Raw genomic sequence first — 13126 nt, 5'->3', positions numbered from 1 at the left:
ACACCCCGGCAAAATTTGCCTACCGGGGCGTTGCCGGAACGGGCGGGGAAACCCCGCGGGCTATTCGCCGGCGGGCCTGACCTGCCGGCTATTCGCCGGCGGGCGGGCGGGCCGCCACCACGCGCAGCGGCGCGGCGCGGTAATCCTGCAGCCGGGTGGTGCGCAGGCCGGGCAGGCCATGCTGCTCGATCGCCCGCTGCCAGGACAGGAATTCCTCCGTGGTCAGCGCATAGCGCTGGCAGGCCTCCTCCAGCGTCAGCAGGCCGCCGCGGACGGCCGCCACCACCTCGGCCTTGCGGCGGATCACCCAGCGCTTGGTGTTCGGCGAGGGCAGCGTGTCGCGGGTGATGCGCTGCCCCTCCGGACCGATCACACTGGCTTGCGGGCTCTGCGGGGGCAGCATTCTGGCTCTGGCGGGGGTCTGGGAGAAAAGGTTCTGCATTCTGCTCATCCGTCTTTTAACAAAGCCCTAAATCCGAAGGTTAACCAGGCGTTGCCGGGCGGTGCTCAGCCGCGCACCGCCATCACCCAGCCCGGCGGCACGCCGAGGCCGCCGACCGAGAACATCGCCGTCAGATTCTCGAAGGCGACACTGTCGACCTTGCCGCGCGACAGCACATCGACGCTGACCGGCTGGTTGTCGGCGGTCTTGGCGGTGACCTCGATCTTGTAGATCTCGCCGGCCTGGGCGGTGGTGCCGTCGGACTTGCTGCCATCCCACTCGTAATCGTGGCGGCCCTTCGCCGCGTCGCCGGTGGTCTGGTAGACGAGGTTGTTGTTCGAATCGTAGACCTTGATCTCGACCGTCGACGCACCCGAGCCGACGCCGTAGCTCCAGGCCGCCTCGCCGTTCTGGTAGACGGTGCTGGCGCCGTAGAACTCGATCTCCTTGCCGATATAGTTGACGTAGGAGCCGTTATCCTGCGGTGCAACCGGCGCGACCGGGGCGGCGCGTAGCGACAGCACGTCGGCGGCCTCGTATTTCTTGTTGCCGACCGTCAGGTAGTCGGTGCCGTCGATGCGTTCGACGCCATCGACGATCTGGCGCACCTTGACCGGCACGGTCATGCTGTCGCCCTTGGCATCCTTGGCGACGATCTGCAGCTTGTAGTCGCCGGGCGGATAGGTGGCGCTGCCGCTGGCGCCGTTCCAGACGAAGCTGTGCTCGCCGGTGGTTTTTTCCAGCTGCGCCGTGTGCACGACCTTGCCGTTCTTGTCGATCACCCGGATTTCGCCGGCCGAGGCGGTCGACGGCATGTCGTAATACCACACCGCCGCCGAATTGCTGCTGAGGGTGGCGACATTGCTGTCGATGTCGATCTGCTTGCCGATGTAGTTGACCAGGTTCGAGCTCTGCTGCGACTGGAACAGCGAGATCAGCTTCTCGAGGTTTTTGTTCTGGTTGATCGACTGCTCGACCTGGCTGAACTGCACCAGCTGCTGGGTGAATTCCTTCGAATCCATCGGCGAGGTCGGGTCCTGGTTCTTCAGCTGCGTGGTCAGCAGCGTGAGGAACATGTCGAAATTCTTCGCCAGCGTGACGCCGGAGGCGGAGGCGGCGGAATTCGCGGTGCTGGAGGTATCGGATACGCCGGTGACCATGGGGGTGCTCCCTCGGGTGTCGCGTCAGATGCGGATGTCGAGACCGCCGCGGGCGGCAGCGGCCTGCTGGATACGGGCGGCGGCCAGCTGCGCGGCATCGGCCGTGGCACTGCCCTCGGCATAGCCGTCCTGGCCGCGCTGGAAGCCGCGGCCCTGGCTGCCCTGCCCGCCGCGGCCGTCGCGGCCGTCAGCCGCCTGGCCCTGGTCGCGCAGGGTGAAGTTCAGCGAGTCGGAAGCCGTCTTCAGGCCGGCATCGCGCAGCGACTGTTCCAGCTGCTGGGCGTCGCGCTGCAGCATCTGCAGGGTTTCCGGCTTGTCGGCGGCGATCACCGCGGTCAGGCGGCCGTCATGGCCGACTTCCATCCGCACTTCCACCTTGCCGAGATTGCCCGGATCGAGGCGGATCGAGATCTTGTCCATGCCCTCGCTGGCAGCGCGCCTGATCTGCACCGCCACCTGTTCGCCCGGCGGCACGAAAGCGGCGAGGTTGCGGGCGGTATTCTGCGCGGCGGCCTGCTGGGCGGCCTGCGGCGCGGTCAGGCCGGGCTGGGTGCCGGGCACGGCGGCGGCAGACTGGGCGATATGGGCCGGGCTGGCGCCGGGCTGGCCGGCCGCGGACGGGCCGACGGCAAACTGGGCGGCGGCGGCGGCCTGCGGCACGAGGCCGTCGGCACCCTTGGCCTGCGGCTGCAGCAGGGCGGCGAATTTGGCATCCGGCTGGGCGGCGGCCGGCAGCGGCTGGCCGTCGGCGGCCTGGGCATCATGGGCAGCGGGCGGCAGGGCGGCATCGCCGGCCGGACGCCGGTCGCCGCCATTCTGCTGGCCGGCCAGCAGCGACGACTGGTCCAGCAGCGACCGCGGCGCGGCCGGGGCGGCGGCTTCGGCCTTCACCTCGACCTGCAGGTCGCCCTGGGCGACGACGGGCTGTTTCGCGGCCGGCTGCACGGCGGCAGCCAGCTGCGGCTGGACGGCGGCCTGCTCGCCGGGCAGTCCGGCGGCCGCGGCCTGTGCCGCCAGGGCCTGCCGGATGGCGGCGTGATCCTGTTCGCTCAGTGCCGCATGCTGGGCCAGCAGGGCGGCGATGGCGGTATCGGGCTTGCCGGCGGCAGCCGCCAGCATTTCCGGCAGCGTGGCGGCCGGCTGGCCGGCGGCGCGGCCGGCTTCGGCAGCCGCCTGGCGGGCGGCGGCCAGCATCTGCGCCAGTTCCTCGGGCGTCAGCGGCTTGCCGTCGGGACCGGTCATGGCCGGACGGCCGGCCATCTGCATGGCCGCCAGCAGGTCGAGCGCGGCAGCCCGGTCGGCATCGGTGACAACGACCGTCGCGGCAGCGGCGGCCCCGGCAGCGGCCGGAGCGGCAGCCGCGGCGGCATCGCCGGCCTGGCCCGCGGCCTGGGCGGCCAGCCCCATCTGCTGCAGCAGGGCGAGGATCACGTCGATGCCCGGCACCGCAATGGCGGCGGCGGATTCGGCAGTCCTGGCATCTTCGGCCGGCTGGTCCGTGGCAGCCGGATCGGCCGGCACATCGGCAGGCCCGGCGGCCGGGATTGCGGCCGGGGCGGCGGTCTTGTCGCTGCCGGCCTGCGGCGCGGCGGCATCCCTGCCGGACGGACGCTCGGCCGGGCGCTCGGCCGGACGGTTCTCGGGGCGGTCGGCGGGGCGGCTGGCGGTTTCGCGCGACGGCGCGGTCCTGTCGGCCGGACGGCTGTCATTGCCACGCGGGGCGGTATCGGCGCGGCTGCTGTCGGCCGGGCGACTGTCGGGACGGCTGTCCGCATTGCGCGGCTGGGCATCGCTGCGGACAGAGGTGGACGCCGTGGCGGCCGGCGCAGCAATGCGGTCGGTGGCGCGGCTGCCGGCGGCGCTGGCATTGCCGAAGAACGCCGTGCGCAGCACGCGGGCGAATTCCTCGGCGCGGCTGCCGGGCGCGTCTTCGCTGCCGGTACCGGTGCCGGGGGCGGGAACAGTGCTGTTGAGCGAACCGATCTGCATGGACAACCTCATTCTTCGCCCCCTATGGAAGCAAGCGCCGGGCCAACTCCCGGAGCACAACTAACTTATTGAACTCAAACAGATTAATTTCCGGCGCCGGGGCGGCGGCCGGGGGTCGTCGCTGCCGGGCGGCAGAATCTGCCGGCCCGTTCCGCCCCGGCTGCCGACCCGGCTGCCGGGCCCGCGGCCGGCTCTGCTGCCGGCCCTGCTGCCGGTCGCTTTCGGCCCGGCGGAAGGCTATGGTCCGGCGCCATGACCGCCGATCCCACTGCCCGTCCCCCGGCCGGCAGGGCCGCCGAGCCCGCCGCCCTGTTCGCCGCCGCCCTGCAGCTGCACCGGGCCGGCCGCGCCGCCGAGGCCGAGGCCGCCTACCGCCGCCTGCTGGCCCGGCATCCGGGCCATGCCGATGCCGCCTTCAACCTGGCCAACCTGCTGCGCGAAACCGGCCGCTTCGCCGCGGCGGCGGCCGGTTACCGCGCCCTGCTGCAGGCGCAGCCGGGCTTTCTCGGCGCCGCCGTCAATCTGGGCGTGACCCTCGACCTGGCCGGCGACCTCGACGGCGCCGCCGCCGCCTATCGCGCGGCGCGGACGCTGGCGCCGGACCTGGCGCTGATCCACCAGAATCTCGGCTTCGTGCTGCAGCGGCAGACCCGCTATGCCGAGGCCGTCGCCAGCTTCCGTGCCGCACTGGCCCGCGATCCGCGCCAGCTGGCGGCGCAGATGGGGCTCGGCCAGTGCGCCCGCGAACTGGGCGACACGGCCACCGCGCTGGCCGCCTTCCGCGCCGCCGCCGCGCTGGCCCCCGACAATGCCGATGCCCGGGCCGCCCTGTCGGGCATGCTGAGCGGCCTGGTGCCGGGCTGGCATCTGCCGATGCTGGCCGATGCGGCGCGCAACGAGGCCTATGCGGCCGCCATCGCCAAAGCCGTGCAGCCCGGCATGCAGGTCCTCGATATCGGCACCGGTTCGGGCCTGCTGGCGATGCTGGCGGCGCGGGCCGGGGCACAGCGGGTGACCGCCGTCGAGGCCCATGGCACCATCGCCGCGGTGGCCCGCCAGATCGTGGAGCGGAACGGCTTTGCCGACCGCATCACGGTGATCGCCAAACGCTCGACCGAGGTCGCGCCGGACGAGCTGCCCGCGCCGGCCGATCTGGTGGTGTCGGAAATCCTCGATGCCGGCCTGACCGGCGAGGGCATGCTGCCATCGAGCCGCGATGCCCTGCGGCGGCTGGCAAAGCCCGGCGCCGCGATGATCCCGGCCCGCGCGACCCTCATGGCGCAGCTGGTCAGCCTGCCGGCCCTGCGCCGGGTGCATCCGCTGAAGGACATCCTCGGCTTCGACCTGTCGCCCTTCGATGCCTTCCGCAACAGCGCCGCCCATACCGTGGTGCGGCTGGATCACGAGCAGCATGCGCCCCTGAGCGAGCCGGCCGCCGTGCTGGCGATCGATTTCCGCGATCCGCCGGACTGGAGCCGGCCGCAGGCCATGGACTGGACCGCGACCGCCTCTGCCGCCGGCGCCGTTCAGGCCGTGGTGCTGTGGTTCGAGCTGTGGCTCGACGACGAGATCATGCTGTCATCCGGTCCCGGCGGGACGCTGCGCCACTGGGGCCAGGCCGCCTGCTGGCTGCCTGCCGACCGGCCGGTGCAGCCGGGCGCGGCGCTGCCGTTTCATGTGACGCTGGGCGACAACTACTTCGATTTCACCCCGGCCTGACGGCCAGCCAGTGGCAGCCAATGGCCGCCCATCCGCGCCAATCGCCGGCCAGTTCAGGCCAATGGGATGCCAGTTCCGGCCAAGGCGCGCCGATCTGGGCCAATTGCGGCCAATTCAATCCAGAATAAATGCCTGTTTTCCGGCAAAAAGGCCAATTCGCGCCAGGTTCTGCACAAGGTCCGCATCCGATTCACGATGTCCGACAGCAGAGGCCGCAGAAAATGGCCTTGACTTATGAACAAATATAGTACATATATAGGTACAAAGTCAAGCACCCTTTGTTAACCGCTCCTGCCGCAGGCTGACACCATGGCAACGCCTCCGCATAAGCCGACCGGCTCCCACGCCGCCCCGCCGCGCCCGCTGGCCGCGAAAGCCGCGCCGCCGACCGACGCTGACGCGGCCGAGGCGGAGGAGCAGCTGGAAGCCAGCGAACTGGACGAAGCCACCCACGCGGAATTCCGCCTGCTGTATGACGAGGCGGCGCGCAACATCCTGTTCGCCAAGCGCCAGCAGTGGCGCATGCTGGAATATTTCACGCTGCTGGCCCTGGCGCTGGTCGGCCTCGGTATCGCCCTGCCCTATGCGGCCGATGTCGCGCGCTTCATCGCCGGCTTCCTGACCTTCGTCGCCGTCGTCACCCTGGTGGTGCTGGTGATGCTGCAGAACTGGCAGGGCAGCGAGCATGCCAAGATCCTGTACCTGGTGCGCGACTTCTCGAATTTCGCGCGCAGTGCCCGCCGCCGCAAATCGCGGCTGACCAGCGACATCCACCGCTATTTCATGCTGGCGGCGATGATGCTCTACGTGGTCGTCCTCGACGTGGTGATCTTCCGCCTGCTCCGCGATCTCGGCGGCTGAAGGCCGCGGGAACTGTCGCCGCGGCTGACCGCCGCATGAGAGCCCCGCGGCTGGACGCGGCGCGTCTTCAGCTGAACAGATAACAGTCCATCGACAGGCCGCCGAGCGCGAAGCTCGTGTGCAGCCGCTCGGCCGGCGCGTCCGGCGTGGCGGCGCCCAGCGCCACATAGAGCGGCAGCAGATGCTCGTCGGTCGGATGCGCCTGCACCGCATGGGGCGCCTGCGCGCGGTAATCCAGCAGGGCGGCATCGTCGCGCGCCGCCAGCTTTTCCTGCATCCAGTCGGCAAAATCCTGCGCCCAGGGGAAGACCGCACCGCTGTCGGCCCAGTCGAGCAGCCGCAGGTTATGGGTCAGCGAGCCGGTGGCGAAGACCAGCACGCCGTCGTCGCGCAGGGCCCGCAGGGCCCGGCCCAGCGCCAGGTGATGCGCCGGATCGCGCCGCGACTGGATCGACAGCTGCAGCACCGGAATGTCGGCATCGGGATAGATCAGGTGCAGCGGCGACCAGGCGCCGTGATCGAGGCCGCGCTGCGCATCCAGCGTCGCCGCGATGCCGGCCGCGGCCAGCGCATCGCGCACCTGCGCCGCCACCGCGGGCGCGCCGGGCGCACGGTAATGCAGGCGGTAGAGCTCCGGCGGGAAGCCGAAGAAATCATGGATGGTGTCGGGCTGGGCGGTGGCGCCGACCTGCGGTTCGGCAGTTTCCCAGTGGGCGGAAACCGCGAGGATCGCCGCCGGCCGCGGCCAGTGCCGCGCCGCCGTCTTCATGAACTGGTGGGCCGGCCGCTGCGGCTCCAGCGCCAGCATCGGCGAACCGTGACTGATGAACAGGGCCGGCATCGCAGCCATGGGCAAAATCTCCGTCGGACGGGATACGCGAACGGGACGCTGGCAAAGCTGGGGAGGCCTGCAGCGTGGAGACTTCACCTAAAGCGGGGATGCCGGCCCCGCAAGACGTTACCTGTGCGTGACCCGGCTTACCGCCGGGTCACCGGCCTGGGCGGAGCCGCTTACTCGGCCGCCGCGAGGCGGGCCTGGCCCGACTGGCTCAGGGCGCGGACGACGCGGGCGAGGTTGGACGCCAGCCTGCGCAGGCCGCCACGGACCGCACTGTCGATCGCCTGCTGCCGCAGCGCATAGGCGCGCCGGCGGTAGTAGGAGAGTTCCGCGGCCGACACATAGCGGGCGTCGGAAAACAGGGCGGGGGTTTCAATCTGGGTCTGGGTGCTCATTTTGGCCTCATCTGATCGTGTGCCTGATCCACAAGCTAATGCCCTTCCCTGTTTTCATTAATCCATTAAATTGGCATTATTTAGTGAATTCATTTCACAAAAAGGTCGGCCATGACCCGGTTCAGCGAGATGGAAACCTTTGTTCTGGTTGCAGAAACCGGCTCCTTCACGGATGCCGCGAAAGAACTGCACCTGACCCCCTCGGCGGTCAGCAAGCTGATCTCGCGGCTGGAGGACCGGCTGGGGGTGCGCCTGCTGCAGCGCACCACGCGCCAGGTGCGGATGACCGTGGAGGGCCGCACCTATTACGACCAGGCGCGCGGCATCCTTGCCGAGCTGGATGCCGTGGAGGCCAGCGTCGGCGGCGCCGAGGCCGAGCCGCGCGGCCTGCTGCGGGTGACGCTGGCCCATGGCTTCGGCATGACCCAGATCGTGCCCCTGCTGCCTGAATTCCTGGCCCGGCATCCGAAGGTGGAGGTGCAGCTCGATTTCGCCGATCACGTGGTCGACCTGATCGCGGAGGGCCACGATATCGGCATCCGCACCGGGCCCCTGCATGACGAGACGCTGATGGCCCGCAAGCTCGGCAGCCACCGCCGCATCATCTGCGCGGCGCCGGCCTATCTGCAGCGCCACGGCATGCCGCAGACGCCGGCCGATCTGGCGCATCACAACTGCCTGCTGTTCGACGGTCCGGCCGGCCTGAACAACTGGCCGTTCCGCCTGCCCGACGGCCGCATCGAGCGCGTCGCCGTGCACGGCAATTTCCGCACCAACAACGGCGATGCGATTTTCCGCCTGCTGATGGAGGGCGTCGGGCTCTGCTATGCGGCCGATTTCGGCGTCACCCGCCAGCTGCGCGCGGGCAGCCTGGTGCCGGTGCTGACCGCCCATGCCGCCGATGTCAGCTGGGCGATCCATGCCGTCTATCCGGCACGCAAGCATCTCGCCGCGAAAGTACGGGTCTTCGTCGATTACCTGGCGGAGAAATTCTCGCCGCGCCCGCCCTGGGAGATGTGAGACAGGAGAGAGGTGATTTCTTCAATCGTCGCTCCCGCGGAAGCGGGAGCCCAGTCCGGCGCTCGACTGCCCCCCGCTTCCGCGGGGACGACGAAGCAAAAACGACTACCCCGCCGCGGCCTCTTCGGCAGCGGCCCGCAGGAAGGCGGCGATCTCGTCCTCGCTGCGGTCGAAGGCGCAGACGAAGCGGTGCAGGCTGCCCTCCGGATTCCACGGATGGAAGCGGAACCCGCGGGCGCGCAGCCGCCCGGCCACCGTCGGCGGGATCTGCGCAAACACCTCGTTGGCCTGCACCGGCCAGGCCACCGACAGGCCGTCGATGGCGCGGATGCCGTCGGCCAGCGCCTGCGCACGGGCATTCGCCTGCCGCGCCAGCCGCAGCCACAGGCCGTCCTGCAGCATCGCCAGCAGCTGCGCCGACAGGAAGCGCATCTTCGAGAAGAGATGGCCGCCGCGCTTGCGCCGGAACAGGAAGCTGTCGGCCAGCGCCGGCTTGAAGAAGACCACGGCCTCGGCCGCGATGGCGCCGTTCTTGGTGGCGCCGAAGCTGAGCACGTCGACGCCCGCCTTCCAGGTCAGCGCCGCCGGCGAGACATTCAGCCCCGCCACCGCATTGGCGAAGCGGGCGCCATCCATATGCAGGTGCATGCCGTTGGCGCGGCACAGATGGGCGATGGCGGCCACCTCGTCGGGGCTGTAGACGGTGCCGGATTCGGTTGCCTGGGTGATGCTGACGGCGGCGGGCTGCGGGTGATGCTGCACGCCGAGCCAGCCCTGGCCGAGCGCCGCCTCCAGCGCGGCGGCATCGATCTTGCCGGCGGCACCGGGCAGCGCCACCAGCTTGGCGCCGCCGGTGAAGAATTCCGGCGCGTTGCATTCGTCGACGACGATATGGCTGTCCTGGTGGGCGAAGACGGCACCATGGCCGGGGCTGAGGCAGCCCAGCGCCAGCGCATTCGCCGCGGTGCCGGTGGCGACCGGGAAGACGCGGCATTCGGTGTCGAACAGCACCGAGAAGGCGCCGTCCAGCTCGCGGCTCCAGTCGTCGTCGCCATAGGCGGAGGCCGTGCCGCCATTGGCGGCGGCCAGGGCGGCGAGGATTTCCGGCGCGGCGCCGGAAATGTTGTCGGAGCGGAAATCCATGGTGGTCAGTCCTGTTCCTGTCTGATCGCGACGGTCATGTCCTCGAAGCGGCCTTCCGGCCGCGGCCGGAAGGCGCGCAGGCCGCGCGGCCGGCCGGCCGCATCGACGGCGGAAATCGCCCAGACGAGGCCGGGATCGTGGATCATCGCCGCATCGGTGGCGGACGGTTCGGCGCGGCCGTTCGGATGGCTGTGCCAGTGTCCGACGATGCGTTCGGCGGCGTTGCGCTCGCGCAGGTCGCGGAGCAGGGCGATATGCGTGGCCGGATCGATCTCGAAGCCGGTGCGGCGGTCGGCGGCGACATTGGCCGCCGGCACGATGCGCCGCACCTCGACCAGGCCGCCGCCCGGGCCGTCCTGTTCCCTGACCGTGCCGACCAGCAGGGCGCAGGCCTCGTCCGGAAACGCCGCCGCCGCCAGCGCATCGAGTCCGGCCGCCTGCGCAGCCGCCAGCACCAGCATCAGCGCTCCACCTGCAGGGTCAGGCTGCCCAGCGGCCGCAGGCTGTCGCCATCCAGCGCATAGAGCCGTTCGGTGCCGTCGGCGAGGCGCACCCGCACCACGATGCGGCTGCCCGAGGACAGCACATCGGTGACGCGGCTGTTCTTCGGCAGGCTGAGGGTCAGGTCCTCCACCGCCACCGGGTGCGGCTGGGCCGGCGCCGTCGCGGCGGTGCGCTTCGGTCCGCCGGTCATGATCAGCACGATCAGCAGGGTGGCGAGGCCGAGGAATATCACGCCCAGACCGATGACGATGGCCTTCAGCCACCGTATCTTCGGGTCTGCGGCTGTCTGCGTTGCCGCCTGTGCGGCCGTCTGTGCCGTTCCGTTCATTCCGGACCTTCCGATGCCCGATTCCGCCGGCCATATCCTTCCGCCCGTGCCGCCCGACCGGGCCGGCGCACGGCTCGACCGCTGGCTGGCCGAGGCGATGCCGGCCGCCGGCAATGCCCGTGGCGATGCCCGTGGCGATGCCGGCAATGCCCGTGGCGATGCCGATGGCGGCGCCGTCTCGCGCTCGCGGCTGAAGGCGCTGGTGCTCGACGGCCATGTGCGGCTCGGCGGCGAAACGATAGCCGACCCCTCGCGCAAGATCAAACCGGGCGAGGTCTACAGCCTGGTCATCCCGGCCGCGGTGGCCGCGGTGCCGGAAGCCCAGGACATCCCGCTCGCCATCGTGTTCGAGGACGCGCATCTGATCGTGGTCGACAAGCCGGCCGGCCTGGTGGTGCATCCCGCGCCGGGCAGCCCCGCACATACCCTGGTCAACGCCCTGCTGCATCACTGCGGCGACAGCCTGTCGGGCATCGGCGGCGTGAAACGCCCGGGCATCGTGCACCGCATCGACAAGGACACCTCGGGCCTGATCGTCGCCGCCAAGACCGACGCGGCGCATCAGGGCCTCGCCGCCCTGTTCGCCAGCCATGACATCGAACGCAGCTATCTGGCGCTGGCCTGGGGCCATCCCTCGCCGGCGCGCGGCCGCATCGAGGGCGCCATCGGCCGCGACCCGAAGGACCGCAAGCGCATGGCGGTGGTCGGCCGCAACGGCAAGCCGGCCGTCACCCATTACGCCACCGAGACGCTGGTCTTCGACACGAAAGGCCGGCCGGTCTGCGCCCTGCTGCGCTGCGACCTGGAAACCGGCCGCACCCACCAGATCCGCGTGCACCTGACCGCGAAGGGCCATCCGCTGGTCGGCGACGCGCTGTATGGCCGCAGCCGGGCGAAGCGCGCCTTCGCGCTGGACGAAGCGAAGCTGGCGGCCCTGGCCGGCTTCCGCCGCCAGGCCCTGCATGCGGCGACGCTGGGTTTCCGCCATCCGGTGACCGGGCAGGCGCTGCATTTCGAAAGCCCGCTGCCGGCCGACATGGCCGCTTTGCTGGCTGGGCTGGGGGCGAAAACCCGCTAGTATCCCGGCATGGAGATTTCCCCGCTGCCCGAGGGCCTGGAGGATGCGCGCCTGCAGCGGCTGGCCGCCTACTGGGATGCCCGCCGCGGCGACCGCGCCATGCCGGCCCGGGCCGATCTCGATCCGCTCGACATGGGCTGGATTCTCGGCAATCTCGCCCTGGTCGAGGTCCGGCGCGACGGTTCGCGCCTGCAGTTCCGCTTCCGGCTGTTCGGGGTCAATCTGGTCGCGGATATGGGATTCGACCCGACCGGGCAGGATCTCGATGCGTATCAGCGGCAGGAAATGCGTGAAATCCTGAGGGCCTCCTATACCGAGGCCGTGCAGGCCGCCCGTCCGTTCCGCCGCCGCCGCCAGCTGGTGATGGACGGCCGGCAGTTCGACAACGAAAGCCTGCTGCTGCCGCTGGCGGCGGATGGCCGCACTGTCGACATGCTGCTGGTGGCGGTGATCCTGCGCGAGCGGACCTGACCGGGATCTCCGGCTGCCCGGAATCCGGTCACCCGGGATCCGGGTGACCTGGATCAGTGCCGGTTTTCCGCCCCGCGGCTATACTGGCCGGCGCCGGGCGGGCCGCCCGGCCTGTGACCGGGCGCACAGATTGTCGCGGTTTGCCGCCCCACTTCCGCCGTATTCGGGCTTTCCACTCGTTGATAATGACAGACAGGGACCCCACATCCGCAACCGAGACCGGCGCCCGATCCGCGGGACGCCCGGCCGGGGGAGAATCGACATCCATGAGCCGCGTTGCCAGCCTGCCCGCGCTGTCCGCCACCGAAGGCGGCCTTGCCCGCTACCTGTCCGAGATCCGCAAGTTTCCCATGCTGGAGCCGGAGGAGGAATTCCTGCTGGCCAAGGCCTGGCGCGACCGCGGCGAGATCGAGGCCGCCCACAAGCTGGTGACCAGCCATCTGCGCCTGGTGGCCAAGATCGCCATGGGCTATCGCGGCTATGGCCTGCCGGTGGGCGAACTGATCTCGGAAGGCAATGTCGGGATGATGCAGGCGGTGAAGCGCTTCGATCCCGACAAGGGCTTCCGGCTGTCCACCTATGCCATGTGGTGGATCCGCGCCTCGATCCAGGAATACATCCTGCGCTCGTGGTCGCTGGTGAAGATCGGCACGACGGCCGCCCAGAAGAAGCTGTTCTTCAACCTGCGCCGCCTGCGCGGCCAGATGAAGGCCATCGACGGCGGCCAGCTGACCCCGGAGCAGGTCGAGAAGATCGCCACCCAGCTGAATGTCTCGCAGGACGAGGTCATCACCATGGACCGGCGCCTGGCCGGTGCCGACGCCTCGCTGAACGCGCCGCTGCGCGGCAGCGGCGACGAGGATGGCGGCGGCGAATGGCAGGACTGGCTGGTGGACGAGACGCCGAACCAGGAAACCCGGCTGGCCGAGGGCGACGAATTCGACAGCCGCCACAAGCTGCTGCAGGATGCCATGGGCAGCCTGAACGAGCGCGAACGCGACATCCTGGTGCAGCGCCGGCTGACCGAGAATCCGGTGACGCTGGAAGACCTGTCCGCCCGCTACGGCATCAGCCGCGAACGGGTGCGCCAGATCGAGGTGCGGGCTTTCGAGAAACTGCAGAAATCGGTGCGCAGCGCCGCGGCCGAACAGGCGGCCGGCCGGATCGGCCCCTAGGGC

At 70.3% G+C, this 13126-nt stretch carries 14 protein-coding genes; 6 read left to right on the top strand and 8 right to left on the bottom strand.

Translation table 11 applies throughout. The features are described 5' to 3' along the window. Positions 1 to 88: 88 nt before the first annotated feature. From ACEQZY_RS00445 to ACEQZY_RS00435, 3 genes are all read right to left on the bottom strand, one after another. Positions 89 to 403, bottom strand: a complete 315-nt coding sequence (locus ACEQZY_RS00445; RefSeq protein ID WP_341705129.1) for a DUF1153 domain-containing protein — start codon at positions 401 to 403, stop codon at positions 89 to 91. A gap of 104 nt (positions 404 to 507) precedes the next feature. Continuing rightward, positions 508 to 1602 carry a FlgD immunoglobulin-like domain containing protein gene (locus ACEQZY_RS00440; protein ID WP_370151542.1) on the bottom strand — a complete coding sequence of 365 codons (1095 nt, stop codon included), beginning with the start codon at positions 1600 to 1602 and terminating at the stop codon, positions 508 to 510. 24 nt (positions 1603 to 1626) lie between these two features. Then, on the bottom strand, positions 1627 to 3591 hold the full coding sequence (locus ACEQZY_RS00435; RefSeq protein WP_370151540.1) for a flagellar hook-length control protein FliK: 1965 nt from the start codon (positions 3589 to 3591) through the stop codon (positions 1627 to 1629). A gap of 252 nt (positions 3592 to 3843) precedes the next feature. Here ACEQZY_RS00435 and ACEQZY_RS00430 point away from each other — a divergent pair, with 252 nt between their 5' ends. Both ACEQZY_RS00430 and ACEQZY_RS00425 read left to right on the top strand, forming a co-directional pair. Then, the gene (locus ACEQZY_RS00430; protein WP_370151538.1) at positions 3844 to 5310 is read left to right on the top strand and encodes a tetratricopeptide repeat protein; all 1467 of its coding nucleotides are present in this window, start codon (positions 3844 to 3846) and stop codon (positions 5308 to 5310) included. Between the two features lie 309 nt (positions 5311 to 5619). Continuing rightward, positions 5620 to 6171, top strand: a complete 552-nt coding sequence (locus ACEQZY_RS00425; protein WP_370151535.1) for a hypothetical protein — start codon at positions 5620 to 5622, stop codon at positions 6169 to 6171. 67 nt (positions 6172 to 6238) lie between these two features. Here the strand turns inward: ACEQZY_RS00425 and ACEQZY_RS00420 are convergent, their stop codons facing one another. Both ACEQZY_RS00420 and ACEQZY_RS00415 read right to left on the bottom strand, forming a co-directional pair. Then, positions 6239 to 7021 carry a class III extradiol ring-cleavage dioxygenase gene (locus tag ACEQZY_RS00420; protein WP_370151532.1) on the bottom strand — a complete coding sequence of 261 codons (783 nt, stop codon included), beginning with the start codon at positions 7019 to 7021 and terminating at the stop codon, positions 6239 to 6241. A gap of 161 nt (positions 7022 to 7182) precedes the next feature. Further along, positions 7183 to 7404 carry a hypothetical protein gene (locus ACEQZY_RS00415; protein ID WP_341705208.1) on the bottom strand — a complete coding sequence of 74 codons (222 nt, stop codon included), beginning with the start codon at positions 7402 to 7404 and terminating at the stop codon, positions 7183 to 7185. Positions 7405 to 7515: 111 nt separating this feature from the next. On the opposite strand from ACEQZY_RS00415, the gene ACEQZY_RS00410 reads away from it, so the two are divergent. Beyond that, positions 7516 to 8424: a LysR family transcriptional regulator gene (locus ACEQZY_RS00410; protein ID WP_341705207.1), complete on the top strand. Its 909-nt coding sequence runs from the start codon at positions 7516 to 7518 to the stop codon at positions 8422 to 8424. Positions 8425 to 8529: 105 nt separating this feature from the next. Here ACEQZY_RS00410 and ACEQZY_RS00405 read toward each other — a convergent pair whose 3' ends face one another. Genes ACEQZY_RS00405 through ACEQZY_RS00395 form a run of 3 tightly spaced genes read right to left on the bottom strand, consistent with a single transcriptional unit; the run spans position 8530 to position 10399 of the window. Then, the gene (locus tag ACEQZY_RS00405; RefSeq protein WP_341705206.1) at positions 8530 to 9567 is read right to left on the bottom strand and encodes a beta-eliminating lyase-related protein; all 1038 of its coding nucleotides are present in this window, start codon (positions 9565 to 9567) and stop codon (positions 8530 to 8532) included. 5 nt (positions 9568 to 9572) lie between these two features. Then, a complete protein-coding gene (locus tag ACEQZY_RS00400; RefSeq protein WP_370151529.1) occupies positions 9573 to 10028 on the bottom strand; it encodes a Mov34/MPN/PAD-1 family protein in 456 nt (151 codons plus the stop codon). Beyond that, entirely contained in the window at positions 10028 to 10399 is a 372-nt protein-coding gene (locus ACEQZY_RS00395; RefSeq protein WP_341705204.1) for a hypothetical protein, read from the bottom strand. The genes ACEQZY_RS00400 and ACEQZY_RS00395 overlap by 1 nt, the downstream gene beginning before the upstream one ends. Positions 10400 to 10412: 13 nt before the next feature. Between ACEQZY_RS00395 and ACEQZY_RS00390 the strand changes: the two genes are divergently transcribed. From ACEQZY_RS00390 to rpoH, 3 genes are all read left to right on the top strand, one after another. After that, a complete protein-coding gene (locus ACEQZY_RS00390; RefSeq protein WP_370151527.1) occupies positions 10413 to 11477 on the top strand; it encodes an RluA family pseudouridine synthase in 1065 nt (354 codons plus the stop codon). A 9-nt stretch (positions 11478 to 11486) separates the two neighbouring features. Next, positions 11487 to 11948 (top strand): PAS domain-containing protein, encoded by a 462-nt coding sequence (locus ACEQZY_RS00385; RefSeq protein ID WP_341705296.1) that lies wholly within the window; start codon positions 11487 to 11489, stop codon positions 11946 to 11948. Positions 11949 to 12214: 266 nt separating this feature from the next. Beyond that, the gene (rpoH, locus tag ACEQZY_RS00380) at positions 12215 to 13123 is read left to right on the top strand and encodes an RNA polymerase sigma factor RpoH (RefSeq protein WP_341705295.1); all 909 of its coding nucleotides are present in this window, start codon (positions 12215 to 12217) and stop codon (positions 13121 to 13123) included. Positions 13124 to 13126 lie beyond the last annotated feature (3 nt).

This window comes from Ferrovibrio sp., assembly GCF_964218355.1.
Classification (GTDB): Bacteria; Pseudomonadota; Alphaproteobacteria; order Ferrovibrionales; family Ferrovibrionaceae; genus Ferrovibrio.
The sequence above is the reverse complement of the archived record's forward strand: the minus strand, read 5'-3'. Positions and strand labels throughout refer to the sequence as shown.